General features: G+C 65.3%; 13 protein-coding genes. 6 read left to right on the top strand and 7 right to left on the bottom strand.

What is annotated here, in order from left to right; genetic code table 11:
- Window positions 1-19: 19 nt before the first annotated feature.
- From AB4Z09_RS18225 to AB4Z09_RS18210, 4 genes are read right to left on the bottom strand one after another with little or no spacing between them, the layout of a single operon-like run.
- The gene (locus AB4Z09_RS18225) at window positions 20-2,161 is read right to left on the bottom strand and encodes an ADP-ribosyltransferase (RefSeq protein WP_442240360.1); all 2,142 of its coding nucleotides are present in this window, start codon (window positions 2,159-2,161) and stop codon (window positions 20-22) included.
- A gap of 13 nt (window positions 2,162-2,174) precedes the next feature.
- Complete coding sequence (locus AB4Z09_RS18220; RefSeq protein ID WP_442240359.1) at window positions 2,175-2,423, bottom strand: hypothetical protein; 249 nt, start codon at window positions 2,421-2,423, stop codon at window positions 2,175-2,177.
- Window positions 2,423-2,683 carry a hypothetical protein gene (locus AB4Z09_RS18215; protein WP_442240358.1) on the bottom strand — a complete coding sequence of 87 codons (261 nt, stop codon included), beginning with the start codon at window positions 2,681-2,683 and terminating at the stop codon, window positions 2,423-2,425. Before AB4Z09_RS18215 ends, AB4Z09_RS18220 begins: the two co-directional genes overlap by 1 nt.
- Entirely contained in the window at window positions 2,680-4,668 is a 1,989-nt protein-coding gene (locus AB4Z09_RS18210) for a cutinase family protein (RefSeq protein ID WP_442240357.1), read from the bottom strand. The genes AB4Z09_RS18215 and AB4Z09_RS18210 overlap by 4 nt, the downstream gene beginning before the upstream one ends.
- A gap of 351 nt (window positions 4,669-5,019) precedes the next feature.
- On the opposite strand from AB4Z09_RS18210, the gene AB4Z09_RS18205 reads away from it, so the two are divergent.
- Together AB4Z09_RS18205 and AB4Z09_RS18200 are read left to right on the top strand one after the other, a co-directional pair.
- Window positions 5,020-5,205, top strand: coding sequence for a hypothetical protein (locus AB4Z09_RS18205; RefSeq protein ID WP_442240356.1), 186 nt, complete (start codon window positions 5,020-5,022; stop codon window positions 5,203-5,205).
- A gap of 2 nt (window positions 5,206-5,207) precedes the next feature.
- A complete protein-coding gene (locus tag AB4Z09_RS18200; RefSeq protein WP_442240355.1) occupies window positions 5,208-5,357 on the top strand; it encodes a hypothetical protein in 150 nt (49 codons plus the stop codon).
- Window positions 5,358-5,376: 19 nt separating this feature from the next.
- Here AB4Z09_RS18200 and AB4Z09_RS18195 read toward each other — a convergent pair whose 3' ends face one another.
- A complete protein-coding gene (locus AB4Z09_RS18195; protein WP_442240354.1) occupies window positions 5,377-5,607 on the bottom strand; it encodes a hypothetical protein in 231 nt (76 codons plus the stop codon).
- Window positions 5,608-5,665: 58 nt separating this feature from the next.
- A complete protein-coding gene (locus AB4Z09_RS18190) occupies window positions 5,666-6,157 on the bottom strand; it encodes an AsnC family protein (protein ID WP_442240353.1) in 492 nt (163 codons plus the stop codon).
- A gap of 233 nt (window positions 6,158-6,390) precedes the next feature.
- Between AB4Z09_RS18190 and AB4Z09_RS18185 the strand changes: the two genes are divergently transcribed.
- Window positions 6,391-7,332 (top strand): recombinase family protein, encoded by a 942-nt coding sequence (locus tag AB4Z09_RS18185; RefSeq protein WP_442240352.1) that lies wholly within the window; start codon window positions 6,391-6,393, stop codon window positions 7,330-7,332.
- A 516-nt stretch (window positions 7,333-7,848) separates the two neighbouring features.
- Here AB4Z09_RS18185 and AB4Z09_RS18180 read toward each other — a convergent pair.
- Entirely contained in the window at window positions 7,849-8,268 is a 420-nt protein-coding gene (locus tag AB4Z09_RS18180; RefSeq protein ID WP_442240351.1) for a hypothetical protein, read from the bottom strand.
- A 489-nt stretch (window positions 8,269-8,757) separates the two neighbouring features.
- Between AB4Z09_RS18180 and AB4Z09_RS18175 the strand changes: the two genes are divergently transcribed.
- The 3 genes from AB4Z09_RS18175 (at window position 8,758) to AB4Z09_RS18165 (ending at window position 13,521) form a co-directional block, all read left to right on the top strand.
- On the top strand, window positions 8,758-9,402 hold the full coding sequence (locus tag AB4Z09_RS18175; RefSeq protein ID WP_442240350.1) for a cutinase family protein: 645 nt from the start codon (window positions 8,758-8,760) through the stop codon (window positions 9,400-9,402).
- Between the two features lie 1,418 nt (window positions 9,403-10,820).
- A complete protein-coding gene (locus AB4Z09_RS18170) occupies window positions 10,821-11,603 on the top strand; it encodes a hypothetical protein (protein ID WP_442240349.1) in 783 nt (260 codons plus the stop codon).
- Between the two features lie 1,579 nt (window positions 11,604-13,182).
- Entirely contained in the window at window positions 13,183-13,521 is a 339-nt protein-coding gene (locus AB4Z09_RS18165) for a hypothetical protein (RefSeq protein ID WP_442240348.1), read from the top strand.
- The last annotated feature ends 62 nt before the right edge of the window (window positions 13,522-13,583 follow it).

Genomic DNA, 13,583 nt, shown 5'->3' with positions numbered 1-13,583 from the left:
TAGATGGTCATTTTTCAGGCTATGCGACGGACTTGAGGGGCGACGGGCTGCCCTCGGCCTCCGCGACCAGGTCCTCGGCGACCAGCCACACGGTCGGGACGCCGTTGATGCCCTTGTGGTCGACCTTGACGCAGCGCAGGTCGGTGCCGGTCGGGACGATGACCTCGTCCTCGCTCTTGAACATCGAGATCGACTTCACCGGAAGGCCGTTGCGGGTCCGGATGACCATCATGTACGGCGGATGGCCGGTGAAGTTCTGCGCGGTGGACTGTTTGGACGTCGTCGAGGTGACCTTGCCGATCTGCACCTTCGACCCGACGGTGAACGCCTGGTCGATGTACTCGGCCGCGGTGCCCTTCCATCCGCTGGGCACTCTCGTGCCGCGCATCACGGTCATCGGCTCGTTGTTCGGGTTGTGTTCATTGAACTTGTCGAACGCCGACTCGATGCCGCTGACCACGGTCTTCGTCGACGCGGCCGGGTTCGGATCGCGCCCCGTGATCGCTGCGTTGATCGAGTGGTAGCTGCCGCCGGTGTAGGTCGTCAGCGCGCTGCGCTCGGACTTGCTGAGCACCTTGTTCACGAACGCCGAGTTCGTCGACGTCAGTGCCTCGAGGTTCGTCGTCTTGACGATCTGCCCGTTGGTGGAGAATCCCCACGCCTTCAGGTCGCCGGCGCGCTGGTGGATGACCGCGTAGTCGTCGGCGGTTTCCTTGCCGAACGCGCGGATACCGCTGCGGTGCAGGGACGCATGCTTCTCGGCGCCCAGGCTCTCCGGCGGGATCTTGTGCTCGAAGTGCGGAATGACGCCGCCGCCGCGCGTCGGGGTCCCGAGGGCGCGGCGGTGGGCCCGCTCGTACGCCTGATCGGCCTGAGCCGGCGTCTTGCCGGTCGCGAGCGCTTCGGTGCGGGCCTTCTCGCCGGCCTGCACCGCGGCCAGCTCGCGCATGCGCTTCTGGTGACGCTTGGTGCCGTCGTAGATGTCGGCACGGGCCGGGCCGGCGCCGACCGAGTCGGTCAGCTTCTCGTTTGCGCCGGCCAGGCCGTCGTTGATGAGCTTCTGCTGGGACTCCGCGGTGGGAGCCTTCCCTGACACGGCCTGCCGGGCGACGTCGAGCAGCAGATCGCCCTTGATCGAGTGGGCCTGCTTCTGCATGTCGGTGGCGTTGTCGGGCAGAGAATCGGGCTCGACCAGGATCGGGATGCGGTTGGCCTTGGCGAGGGCATAGTGTTTGCCGTTCGCCACTGCCACCGGGTGGTACGCGTCGCCCTTGCGCTGGAGGACAACGAAATCCCCGGAGCCGCGGCGCACGATCGCGGTGCCGCCGTCGAGGTAGCGGCCCTCGACCTCTTCGACGCCCGAGCCGGTTTCCATCGGGATCTTCCCCGACTTGTAGACGCTGGTGTCACGCTCGATTCCGGCCGGCGAGAGAACGGACCCCTCGGCCAGGGCCTCGGTTGCCTCGTCCGCGTGTTTGCGGTTCAGGGACCGGCTGATCGCAGCGACGTCGTCGTCGGACAGCGAGGCGTAGTAGGCGTCGCGGTCTTCGTCGGCCATGTCCTCGCGCATGCCGAACTTCGCGGCCGCGAGGTCGTCGTGGGCCTCGGCCTGCCGGCGCTGCGCGTCGAATGCAGCAGCCTTGGCGTCGTCGAAGTCCTTCTGCTTCTCCGCGACAGTCTCTTCGGTGCCCGTGCCCTCGTTGAGCTTGCGCTTGGCGGTGGTGACCCGGGCACGGAGCCGCTTGGCGGTCTTGGTCGCTTCCTCGGCCGCGGCGTCGGCCTTGGCGACGTTCTCCTCAGCGGTGTCGAGAGCGGCCTGGGCCGGGGTGATCTTCGGGCCGGCCAGCTTCTCTTTCTCTGCCATCGCCTGCGCGATCAGCAGTTTTGCGCTCGGTGGGTTCGCGTGGTTGCTCGGCATCGGGGTCTTGCCCAGGATCTCGGGCTCGATCCCGAGACCTTCCATGAACTCCGCGAGCACACTCGGCGGGGCCGTCTGGATAGCGGCCGCGGATTCGACCAGTCCCTGCTCCTTGAGGTGGTCGACGACCTTCTTCCGGGCCTCGCGCCCGAGGCGGCGATTCGCGTTGGCCTTCGCGGCGGCACCGTAGCTGCCACAGCCCGGGCAACGGCGGCCAGATCCATGAGCTTTCGATCGGCACACGGGAACTGTGTTTCTACCGGTCAGAATCGCACGCAGAGCGTGCGGATGTGATGTCGCCGCGGGTGACGGTGAGCCCGGCGATCAGCTCGTCGACGCCGGGGGCGGGGGCGGGCGTTGCCGGGTTGTCGAGGATGACCGACGCGGCTGCGGGCAACGGCACGGCGCCGGTATCGGTGGAGGTGGTCTCATTGGCCACGACGACGCCGAGGGGCACCGGCGCGGCGAGCGCGGCGTTGAGGGTGCCTCGTTTGAGCGTGCTCATCACCACTCCCCTGCAGCTGCGGCCTGGACGGCTTGGTTGCGCAGCAGCTGCCTGTCGATTTCGCCGCCGGTCAGTGCGTCTGGCCGGTGGCCGACGTGGAACATTCCGTCGGTGTGGGGGCAGACGAACACTGACATGCCTTTCTCTCCGTGGTGGCGTTTACGGACGGTCTTCGCGTCGGAGCGGGCGTGGTAGCCGCGGTGCTCGCATTTCTCGCACCAGGTCCAGCGGGCGATGGGGTTGTGGGCACGGGGGTTCATGCGGCACGTCCGATCTGGAGGTTCAGCCAGTCAGAGAGCCACGCGATGGCGTTTCGGCCGGCGTTGTCAACGACGAGGTCGTTGTAGTTGGTGTGGGCGCCGGAGGTGAAGAAGCTTGCGGCGCCGAGTCCTTCATCGACCAGGGACGCGAGGTCTTCGGTGCCCGGGGACTTCGCCAGGGTGGTCAGCGAGTCCGACAGCTTGGGCAGGTCGAGGTTTTCGGCCTGGGTGGTGATGCTGGTCGAGACGGACTTGGCTTGCTTGCCCAGCAGTTCCGGGGAGGTCTTGGTTGCCTTGCCCGAGAGCATGTTCACCGCCACCGATGCGAGATCCGCGCCGACCGGGATCAGCCGGCCCATCGCGGCCGCGGCCCCGACCGGGTCGGACAGCTGCCCGGGCGGGGGTACCAGCTTCTCGACTGCGGCCCAGGCAATCTCCTGGATCTGGCCGATAATGTTGGCCAGTCGAATGATGTCGACGTTCGATAGGATCGAGGCTACGAGCGCCGCGATCTGAGTGGCGCCGGAGGGATCCGGGATGATCGCGAGCACCTGCGAGACCCACTTCAGGTCGACCGCCGCGGCCATCTTCACGAGCGGCGAGAACTGGTTGTTCAGCTCGCCTGCGATCCGGTGTGCGCCGTGGGCGTCAGCGGCGACGATCTTCTGCGGCAGCTGGTTCAGGTTGTTGAGGATGCCGGACATATCCAGCGAGGTCACGCCGGTGGTGACGTTGAGGATCTGGTTGACCACCACGGTCGGCTTGAGGACCGAGAGCACGCTGGTGGCCGAGGTGAGCGCGTCGGTCGGGGTGGATGCGACTGGCGCGATCTGGCCGCCGAGGGAGTCCACGGCCTTCGCCAGAGTCTGCACCTCCGTCGACGTCGACGGCAGCCGCAGCCGATCGCCGCCGGAGAGCTTGTTGGCGGTGTTAGCGAGCTTGGTTGCGATGTCGAGTGCGCTGGTGAGGTCGGATTCGCCTGCCTTGGCCAGGACTTCGGAGGCGTTGCGCTCAGCGGTGCCCGTCAGGGCCGCGGCGAGCTGGCCGTTCGCGGCCGGGTTCGCGGCCCCGGAGTCGAGCAGATCCGTCAGCGGCGCGAGGGTCTTCGCGATCGACGTCGCGGCCGAGGCGACCTGCTTGATGTCGACGTTCGGCGCGGACAGCAGCTCGCCCAGGGCGGCCACATTGGTTCCGAGACCGGGCAGATCCGCCCCGGAGAAGTCGGAGGTGAGGGCGGTGGCGAGTTGTGTGTTGCCGCCGACGGTTTCACCCGAGGTCAGGGAGCTGGGGCTCTTGCTCAGGATCGAGCCGAGCGAGCCGAGCAGCGGGCTCGAGCCCTTCTCGATCGAGCAGTACAGATCCCCAGGGGCGCAGATCGAGGCAACGCGACCGGAGAGCTCGCCCATCCCCTGCGGCCGCGGATCAGCGATACCGGTTCCGGAGGTACCCGGGCCGACAGTGGCAGCGCCCTTCGTTCCGGCCCCCGGATCGGCGAGCAACCCGACGGCGAGCACGCGACTTGCATCGATCGGCCCCTTGCTGTTGCCGATCGCGGAGGCGAGATCGCCCGCGGCGTCGGCGCCCTGCGAATAGCCGGTGATGGTGAACTTCGTTCTCGGGCAGGAGTTCGCGACCTTCGACAACACCTGCTCGGCCTTGGCGATGGCGTCGGCCTTGCTGTCAGCGTAGGTGTAACCGTTGTCGAACGCCCGGGCCATGTACGGCAGCGTGTAGACCTCGGCCTGGCGGCCGTGCTCGGCCTTCAGCGCGTCGGCAACAGGTTTGAGCATCCCCACCGGCTGGCTCGCGTCGGCGTCCTCGCTGGTCTCCCAGGTGCCGGGGATGAACAGGTTGAACGTCGCCGTGCAACCGGTCGGTGCAGCGTTGGCGATCGCGGGAGCGGTCAGCGCGACGCACCCGCCGGCCACTGTCGCAGTGGCGATCAGTGCGACAGCGCTACGGGTCCTCGAACGTCTGGCGGGCATAGGCACCTCGATTACCGGAAGGGACACAGAGCACCTACGTTCACCCATTTCGGCAATTCACCTCAACGGGGTGTCCAGCGATTGCCACAGGGCCTTATAGGTGTTGAGCAGTAAGGACGATCGGAGCGAAGGTGCCGTCGAGGTTGTTGCAGCCGTGGTTGGAGACGGAGATGCGGTGCAGCCAGCGCCACCGCACGTATGGCGTCATCGACGCACATAACGCGTTGACCTCGCGCCAGTCGATCGTCCAGCCGGCTCCTCTGGAGAACCGATCGAAGAGCCGGCTTGTGCCCTGTTTACGTCGCGAACGAGGTGAAGGTAGCTGGTGTCGCACCAGTAGCCGCCGAGTTGGTGGGTGTACTCGTCGCGGTCGAGGCCGCGGAGGTGGTCGGCGTCGGCGAGCTCGGCAAACAGCTCGCCGGCCTTCTCCTCGATGTGGTCGGGGTGCTCGTGCGGGATCTCGATTCCGCCGGGCTGGGTGCTCGAGGTGCGCTGCTCGACTGGCAGGGCCAGTCGAATACGTCGCTGAGCAGGTAGACGTGGATGCGCTGCAGGTGCACGAGATCGAACTCGCCGCGGATGGGGCCGCGGGCGAGTTCGGCCATTCGGACCGCGGTGCGGATGGAGATCCGGCGGTCGAGCTGCTGTTCGTTGCGGATCCCGAGCTTATTCCGCAGGACGTTGGTTAGGCGTAGGGGTCCGGTGCCATTACTCGGCGGAGTCGTCGTGCTCGGCGGCTGCGCGGGCTGCGTCGGCGCGCGCGATCGCTTCGTCGGCGGTCATTTCGCCGGCGAGGACGGCGCGGGCTGCTTCTTCGGCTTCGGGAATGAGCTCGGTGCCGCCCATCTGCAGCGCGGTGCGGATCCCGGCGAGCTGGATCTCGACCTCGGCGGGTGTGAGGTCGCGCTCGGGATGGCGCGGGATGTCTGCGTGGTTCATGGTCATCTTCCCCGTGTTGTGTCCATCTGATTGTCCGTGATCCGGATTGGTGCGGAAATCACTGGTCAGTGGCGTCGAATCGGCGCCAACGAACGTGGGCGGACTGCCTGCTGATTCCGACGGCGTCGCCGATGTCCGCCCAGGACGCTCCACTTTCCCGGGCGGCCGCCACCGCTTCGTCGAGACTGCGGTCAGATGCTCGAGATGCCTCGGCAGCCTGGCACACCGACTTCAGATTCTCCGGCCGGACATGATCGAGCCATTCGGTGTGGCAGGTTGTCTCGACCCATTTGGGGGCGGGACCGCCTTCCGGGTCGAACGCCTGGTGAGACTTGGGTTCGACGTCACGATCTGTCACGCGCTCGATCATCAGCTCGGCCTTCCAGCTGCATGTGCATCGTGCGCGCCACCCAGCTGTTTCCGAGATAGACACCTTTGTCCCATCGTCGAGGATGAGGGTGTCGCCCTGGATCCCGGTCACCTCGTGCCCACCTGGAACCTCGATCGCAGCATGCCCCTCGTGCGCACCGTCGACTGTCTGCCAACTCATCACATCCCCCTCGCTGCCATCTTCTCGAGATCAGACCATCACGTCAATATCTACTGACAACAGTCATTGTTGTCGCACCCCGTTTCCTAGCCCGTCTCGATAATGAGTCTCCTAAACGATCGTTTTCGAGACTCATTGACACAAGCGGGGGAACCCCAGCTAGCATGAGTCTCGAAACTTGATCTTGAAATCAACGTCTCGAATAGGTTCGTTCGCGAGTTAGGAGACTCATCTTGGCGAAGTTCGGGTATGCGCGGGTCTCGACGCGGGACCAGAACCCGGATCATCAGATCGACGCCCTTCTCGCGGCCGGGGTCGCGGAGGAGTATCTGTTCGTCGACAAGATCTCGGGCAAGCTCGCGTCGCGGCCACAGTTGGATCTGATGCTGGCCAAGCTCCGGGCCGGCGACGAGGTGGTGGTGACCCGACTCAAGCGCATCGGCCGGTCCCAGCAGCATCTGCTCGAGCTGGTTCGGTGGTTCGGCGAGCACGACGTCGATTTCGTGGTCCTCGAGCAGGGCATCGACACCTCCACTCCCGGTGGGCGCTTGGTGTTCCACTTCCTCGCAGCGTTGGCTGAGTACGACCGGGAGATGATTGTCGAGGGCACCCGCGACGGACTCGCCGCCGCCCGTGCGCGCGGCCGCGTCGGTGGCCGACCCCCGGCTCTGAGCCAGATCCAGCTCGATCAGGCGCAGCACATGTACGACTCCGGCAAGCACACCGTCGACGAGATCGCTGCCGCCTTCCGCGTCGGCCGGGCCACCCTGTACCGGCAACTACACGCCTACGGCGTCGGTGGGGACTGCGTCCTGGTCGTCTATCGCAACACCCGCCCGAAGGTCGACCCCGACGGCAACCGGCGCTACGGCGAGACCGGGGCGCCGGAAAGCGAGCAGATCGAGGCCGACCGCAAGTGGTGGAACATCGCCGCCGACCGTCGGCGCAGGTTGCGGGCGATCGTGTACGTCGCCGACGGTGTCGTGGTTCGGGTCCGGGCCGTCGATCCCGACCAGAGCAAGTGGGGCAAGGACGACCGCGGCTACGCCGCCGTCGCGGTGAGCGCTCCCCTCACCGACCTCCAGATCGCTAGCCAATTCCCCACACTGGGAATCCGGCTCGGAGACCACCGCCCGCATGTGCGCGGCAAGATCCGCGAGTACGTGTCGCTGTAGACGCAGGCGATAGCGCACGCCACCACTGGCAACCCTGCAGCGCGTGAGGACCTACCTCAAGACGAAGCCGCGCAGGTCCGGGAGTGGCCGTCGTTCTGTCGGGGACCCCGGTTACGGTCGAATTCCGGCGGCGAGGAGTGGGCCGCTACCCAACACGACATGGCTCGGGGCTCGGCCAGTCCCCAGTCCGGACCCGGGGACCCGGTCCTCGGGTTTGCGGGTAGCGCCCGCTCATCGAGCCTCTTCGGCCTGCGGTGTCGCGGCCGTCGATGGGCACCACTGCGTCACTGTGAGGTGACCGAGACTGTTTCCGGTTGGAATCGCGAAGCGCAGCAAGCAAATCCATGCTCCTCGTGTCGTCCGGGCCCACGCGAGAAGTTGACCGGGCACGTGCACATCGAGGGACAGCCCCTCCCATCTCTCGCCTATTCACCGTTGTTGTGACGAGGTAGTTCGCTACGGCGGCTGGAAACGACGTGGTTCGGATCCCACGTCAGTGGAGCACGGGGTCATCGCCTACGGCACGTAGACGGTTACGACACCCGGCGTGTATGGGCCGGCGGGGGACGTGGCGGCGACGACGACCTGCCCGGTTCCGGTCGGCAGGGTCGCTTCCGGGTATCCGTCCATTCCGGCCGACATCCGGGCGGAGCCCGAGGCTCCGGTCGACAGGTTCAGCCAGTGCATGTCCCCCGGGAGTAGGCACGCTCTTATGCCGTCCTTCGGGCCGGTGATCGTCACGGTCTCGGGCTGTTCACCGACCACGGCCCAGCAGCGGATCGAGGGGACGTCGAGGCTGCCGTTCGGGTTTCCGAACGGCGCCGGGTCGATCTGGAACGGAACAGTTGCCGTGGCGGAGGCGATGGCCGCGGGCGCCAGTACCGCACCGGCCACGATCGCGCCACAGGCGACCGATCGGCGAACGAAATCGATCATGACGACCTCCAAGCACTGTCGGGGCCAGGTTTCGTCACTCTACTGCTCCCCGCCCTGGCGCTCGCACGGTTCGCGCAGCTGGGGCGCACCTACCCCCGGCAGCGCGGCCCTCGACCCCAGGCGGCCCAAGATCTAGCTGAAGCTACGACCCAGACCAATCCTGCGACCTGCGACGTCGCCCTCCGCGAAGCGAGCGATCCGATTCCGGATTCTTGAATCGAGTGCACTCTCCATATATTTGAAAGTGCGCAGCAGAACGCCCTGGGGAAAGAATCGAATACCAATCGCGGTCGCCCTCACTGAAACCCAGTTAGGGGCGGAGCGGGAATAAAACCGGCCCTGGATCGGGGTCGCACCCCATCGTTGTCGGAAGACTCTGCCGCCAATCCGAATCCAATTCAAGGCAACGGAGGCATATCCGCCTGGCCGGATGGCCAGAAAACAATCGGTATCTCAACACATGCATCGAGTCGATCTAGCGACCGAAGCATGACGAAATCTAAGGGGCGGGGAGTCATGAAACGACTCATCTTCGCATTGGCAGCGATGCTGGGACTTCTGGGCGTGTTCACACCCACGGCATCCGCGGAAACTCCGATCAACCAGTGTGTCGGCACCTGGTCCGTGGTCGTCGGCGGACTGAACAACAACAATTCGGACGGCTTCTTCAACCAGAACCAGCGCGTCGGCTACAACAGCTACGACACCCGATCCGGGGTCAACGAATTGAACCGCCTCACGCGGGATCATCGCCGGTTCTGTCCCGGCGACCACATCAAGATGGTCGGCCATTCCGGCGGCGCTGCGGTCGTCCATGTGTGGCTTACCGAGAACGGAACCGGGTTCGGCAACATCAACGCCGTTCTGCTCGCAGATCCGAAACGCCCTGCGGGACCGGGTGGTCCGGGATTCGCGCAGACCGACTTCCCGTTCAACCTCTACCCGCCGCTCGCTGGTGCAGACAACTTCTACAGCGGGGTGCCGGTGTGGRCGGTGTGCAACAACAGCGACCACATCTGCAACTCGCAGGCGACCTGGGACGGCTACTTCGTCGGCGGCACACACGACGCCTACGACAAGGACGTCAACCACTACTCCGACTGGGGTAACGGACAGGACTACCGCTGGTACTGAGACCGGGCTACGGCCGACGACCTCTCGCAAAGGTCGTCGGCCGTAGCTTCCTCGATGGTCACCCAGCGGCGGCGCCCCACCGAGACCTGGCCGAGCCAAGTCACGTGGATAAACACGGCAACCCCTCCGCTTCTGCGTTCCGACCGCGGGCTGAACCGTGGCGCTTGGGGGTTTTGCCGGTGTGGCGGGAAACGAGTGCATCGTCAATACCGTTTGAACATGGGGGCACTACTGCAGGGGTGGAGTCGCGCTTGGACGCGACAACGGCTGCGTCTACTGCATCGACTGTGCCGAGCGCTCAGCGGTGCCGCGACGAAGCTCGCCCACCAACTCCGCCGTCTGCGTTGCACTTTGAGGTTCCCGCGACGTTCGGTACCCGATCGGCCCGCGAGAGTCGCGGTCCCACGGACATGGTCGCCGGCACGCGCCCACACGAGGCGATGGAATCGGCGACAGCGCATCCCCAGCGTCGCCGACACCGGCAAGGAATCCGAGTCTCTCGAGCGGTGAGCTCGCAGTAGCCGAGCTACTCCGATCTTGCCGCTTTCCGTGTCTCTCACCACCCATTTTCACGGATATGGAGCAAGGACATGGCCACCATCTACATCGATGCCACACGATTCTCCGCAGTCGTCGTCTGCACCTGCGGCTGGCGAGGCATCACCGGCAACCTCGTGACCGCCTGGGGCGACGGCGCAGCCCACCTGAGGATCTGCCACCAAGACCTCCCCTCCGCACGTCGCGCCCTCCAGGCCGCGCGCGACGCCCGATACCGACGACAGGCGAAAACCTCTGGACAGCAAAGAGACTCTGCCGGAAACGGACCTTCCCCGCGCGTAGACCGCACCACCCGGCCACCGCGGCGCCCCGACACGGCCACCACTGAGACCGAGGCGACCAGACCCGCACAGGACTCTCTCGGCTCGGTCCGGGGAAGCGCGGACCTCCTGGATCGCTCGAACATGCGGGAAACGAGTGCACCCTCAATAAATTAGATATTGCACACCAACGGCCTCCCTCAATGACAGAAAGGTTCCCCGAGGCCCCTTTCATCAGCTCGCGTTTGAGCCGATGAATTCGTACAGGAAAACGCATCCGGGCCGAACGGCTCTATTTGGCGTGCCCCTCGGACCGCAATTCAAGACCCAGAACCGTCGCCGCGATGAGGCGTCCATCAGTAATCCCTCACCGCCACCAAGAAAGAGGAAGAAATGAGAAGAACGCTCGATGTCTCGCAGTCGCCGTCAGCACATCCCTCGCGTGAAAGCGCGCTCCGACATAGCCCCACAGGACTGCCGAGGATTCACCCCGGACGCCAACTGAACACGGCTTCCCACGCCGTTCTCACTCACACGAGAAGAAGACCTGCCGTCCACCAACTCCCCCAATTCGCCGGAATCACCAACAGAAGGAAAATCATGAAACGCATTCTGATCGTCCTCGCATCGATCGCAGCCTTCGTACTACCGATGCTCGCGTTCGCTCCAGCAGCCTCCGCTGCCACCGGCGTCGTTACCAACGGTATGGGTTGGACGGGGAGCCTCACGTCCGACGCCGTGGAATCCCGCTGTACGCTCGCTGCGGTCGGCTACGACATGCACGGCAACAAGATCGCGATCTCTGCGGCACATTGTGTGAGCCAGGGGCCGGGCCAGGTACCCGGACTCCCATATTCGAACGGGAACTATGTGCCCGATGGCGGTCCGGTCTATGAGTGGACTTCGAACAACGGTCCCCGCAAGCACATCGGAAACATCGCCTACCGGAGCTGGAACGGAACCGGATATCCGGTGCCCGTCGACCAGGTCAACCCGGCCACCTCGTTCGGCACCGACTACGTGGTGATCAAGCTGAACGCGGACGCCGACATCCGTTCACAGGGTCCGGCGGCTCGGATCGACGGCATCGGTGTGGCCAACCCCGGCCTGTTCACCAACATGTGCAAGGACGGGATCGGCTCGGGCATCACGTGCGGCATCGTCGTCGGCGACAGTCCCACACGCATCTATACCCTGGGGTCGTCGACYGGCGGAGATTCAGGTGGTCCCCTGATGGTCGCGGGCACGACCAAGATCAGCGGCTACGTGAAGGGCTTTACCACGTCGTTCGAGTACGTGAAGTTCTCTGCGGTGCTCAACGAGATCAACTCCCCCGGCAGCCCCTTCCCCGAAGGGAAGGGCTTCAACCCGGTCAACAACTGAACACGCGACAGCGGGCCAGCAATCAAGTCGACTGCTGGCCCGCTGTCGTTCTGGCGTCAGAGCTTCAGACCGAGTAACGAAAGAGCGTAGATGAGCGGGGCCCATGGCCCCCAAAAGGCCATATCGCTTGCAGACATTCAACTCACCTCCAATCAGGGGCAGTGTCCGCCGAGGTCACACGGGATCACGGCCCAGATCGTGCGCCGCCACTCCCACTGCAATCGGCATCCCCATCCGCCAATAGGGACCACGTGCAAACCCCGGGGCGCCCGACCGTCCCGACCCTGTCAGTTCAGGCTAGACCCCGGAAGTTGCCGAAGGGAAGGTTCGGAGGGGCGTTCAATCCACCCACCAGCGCGAAAGCTGGGGTCAGCGCGAATGCCCCGCCGACAGCGGATCCCGCTGGCGCAGCTTCTCGATTTCCGGCCATCCCACCGCATCGGCGCCTCAGAGGGGTGCCCGGCTCCCGCTCCATCGACGCAGCCTGTAGACGGAGCACCGAGAGCATCACGCGGATCTCCCAATATGTCGCGACCGTAGCGGCGCAGTGAAGAATCCTTCCGACCCAACACATAAACCCGCAACAACAAGACCGGAATGGCTAGAGACCGCCTGCGCGAATCCGGAGCGGGAGTTCGTTGGCCGGAAGGCCTCCGGACTGCCCGATCGCGGCCGCGACATCGACGACGACAGGGATGGGCGGCTCGACGAGTCGCCGTGGCGCCGGGTCGAACGTTACGGGCCAGTCTTCGAACGCAAGTTCGATGATATGCGATAGGCTGACGACGCGGCGCCAGCGCGGAGAGGGAAGCTCCGCACTGGCGCCGATTGCCGTTCTAGCTGGCCTTTTGTGCCGCGACTCGCCGGTAGAGGGCGAGAACGAGCGCCAGGTTGACCAAGGACAATGCCAGTGAGATCCATGCCATGTCGGCTCCTTGTCGGCGGGTGGTGGATATACTTCGGAGGGAAGGTGGACGCGCCCTGACGGACGCGCCCACCGGGTGCTACTTCTTCCTCCTAGCTCGACCCGAACGGCGCTTAGTTCCAGCTGAGCGCCGTTTGCTCTTTTTAGGGAGCATGAGTCGTGCTGTTCGGAGGGCCACAACTGCTGTGATCAGCTGGACCACCGCCGTGGTCAGCTGCACGATGTTGTTGGCCATGGGCAACACCTCCCTCCTGCCCCGTGTACGAGGCGCGCCCAATCCAGCGGATCGGGGTGGGGTGTCAACCCCGGAGAGTGGAGGGCCGCCGGAGGCCACTTTCACGGCGGAGCGCAGCGGAGCCCGGGTGTGAAAGTGGTCGGAGCGCGTGGGCGTAGCGCAGCGGAGAACACGCGGTAGTGCCCGGAGCGTGGGTTGACACCTCGGGCCCCCGGTCCGCTTCAATTGGGCGACTCGTATGACGGGATAATGCAACAACCGCCTTGGCCCCGAAGGGGTTTCAGTGCGGCGCAGCCGCTCCTTTTCGACGTTGGGAGACTGGATTTGAGTGGGGAGCTGCCGGCGGGGATGGGACGTACTCCGAAACGCCACGAAGCCGCGCGCCGAGCAGCGAACTGACCTCGTGTGGGAATCGCCCGATGACTGCGACGACGCGCAACCTGCTCGCCGGCCTCGCGGCGGTGGCTGTCGTCCTGGTGGTCGGCGGACTCGTATTCGATCGTCGTGAGACCAGGGCTTATTCGCAGTGTCTGGCCGAGAACCGAATGATCGTCAGTGGCACCTACAACGTGCCGGAAGTTCCCTACACACCGCCGGACCCCGCGACGGAGTGGATCGAATTCGATCTGTCGGGCTGCGAGGACGCGAATCGCGCCGGCCTAATCATGGCCGGGATTGGCGGGGTGATGCTCGTGGCCACGGCAGTCAGGTGGTGGGCGCAGCGCCGCTCGGCGGCATCGCAGCGCGAGCTGGGGTGACTACTCCCGAATCGCTTCCGCAAAATTTCGGCAAATCCTTCGCTTCCGTCTACTCCGGATTC

The sequence above is a fragment of the Rhodococcus sp. TAF43 genome, assembly GCF_052113525.1.
Classification (GTDB): domain Bacteria; phylum Actinomycetota; class Actinomycetes; order Mycobacteriales; family Mycobacteriaceae; genus Prescottella.
The sequence above is the reverse complement of the archived record's forward strand: the minus strand, read 5'-3'. Positions and strand labels throughout refer to the sequence as shown.

Excerpts from the sequence above, each read along its gene's own strand:
- AB4Z09_RS18220 (WP_442240359.1), bottom strand. The coding sequence starts at position 2,423 with ATGAGCACGCTCAAACGAGGCACCCTCAACGCCGCGCTCGCCGCGCCG.
- AB4Z09_RS18215 (WP_442240358.1), bottom strand. The coding sequence starts at position 2,683 with ATGAACCCCCGTGCCCACAACCCCATCGCCCGCTGGACCTGGTGCGAG.
- AB4Z09_RS18210 (WP_442240357.1), bottom strand. The coding sequence starts at position 4,668 with ATGCCCGCCAGACGTTCGAGGACCCGTAGCGCTGTCGCACTGATCGCC.
- AB4Z09_RS18195 (WP_442240354.1), bottom strand. The coding sequence starts at position 5,607 with ATGAACCACGCAGACATCCCGCGCCATCCCGAGCGCGACCTCACACCC.
- AB4Z09_RS18190 (WP_442240353.1), bottom strand. The coding sequence starts at position 6,157 with ATGAGTTGGCAGACAGTCGACGGTGCGCACGAGGGGCATGCTGCGATC.
- AB4Z09_RS18180 (WP_442240351.1), bottom strand. The coding sequence starts at position 8,268 with ATGATCGATTTCGTTCGCCGATCGGTCGCCTGTGGCGCGATCGTGGCC.
- AB4Z09_RS18165 (WP_442240348.1), top strand. The coding sequence starts at position 13,183 with ATGACTGCGACGACGCGCAACCTGCTCGCCGGCCTCGCGGCGGTGGCT.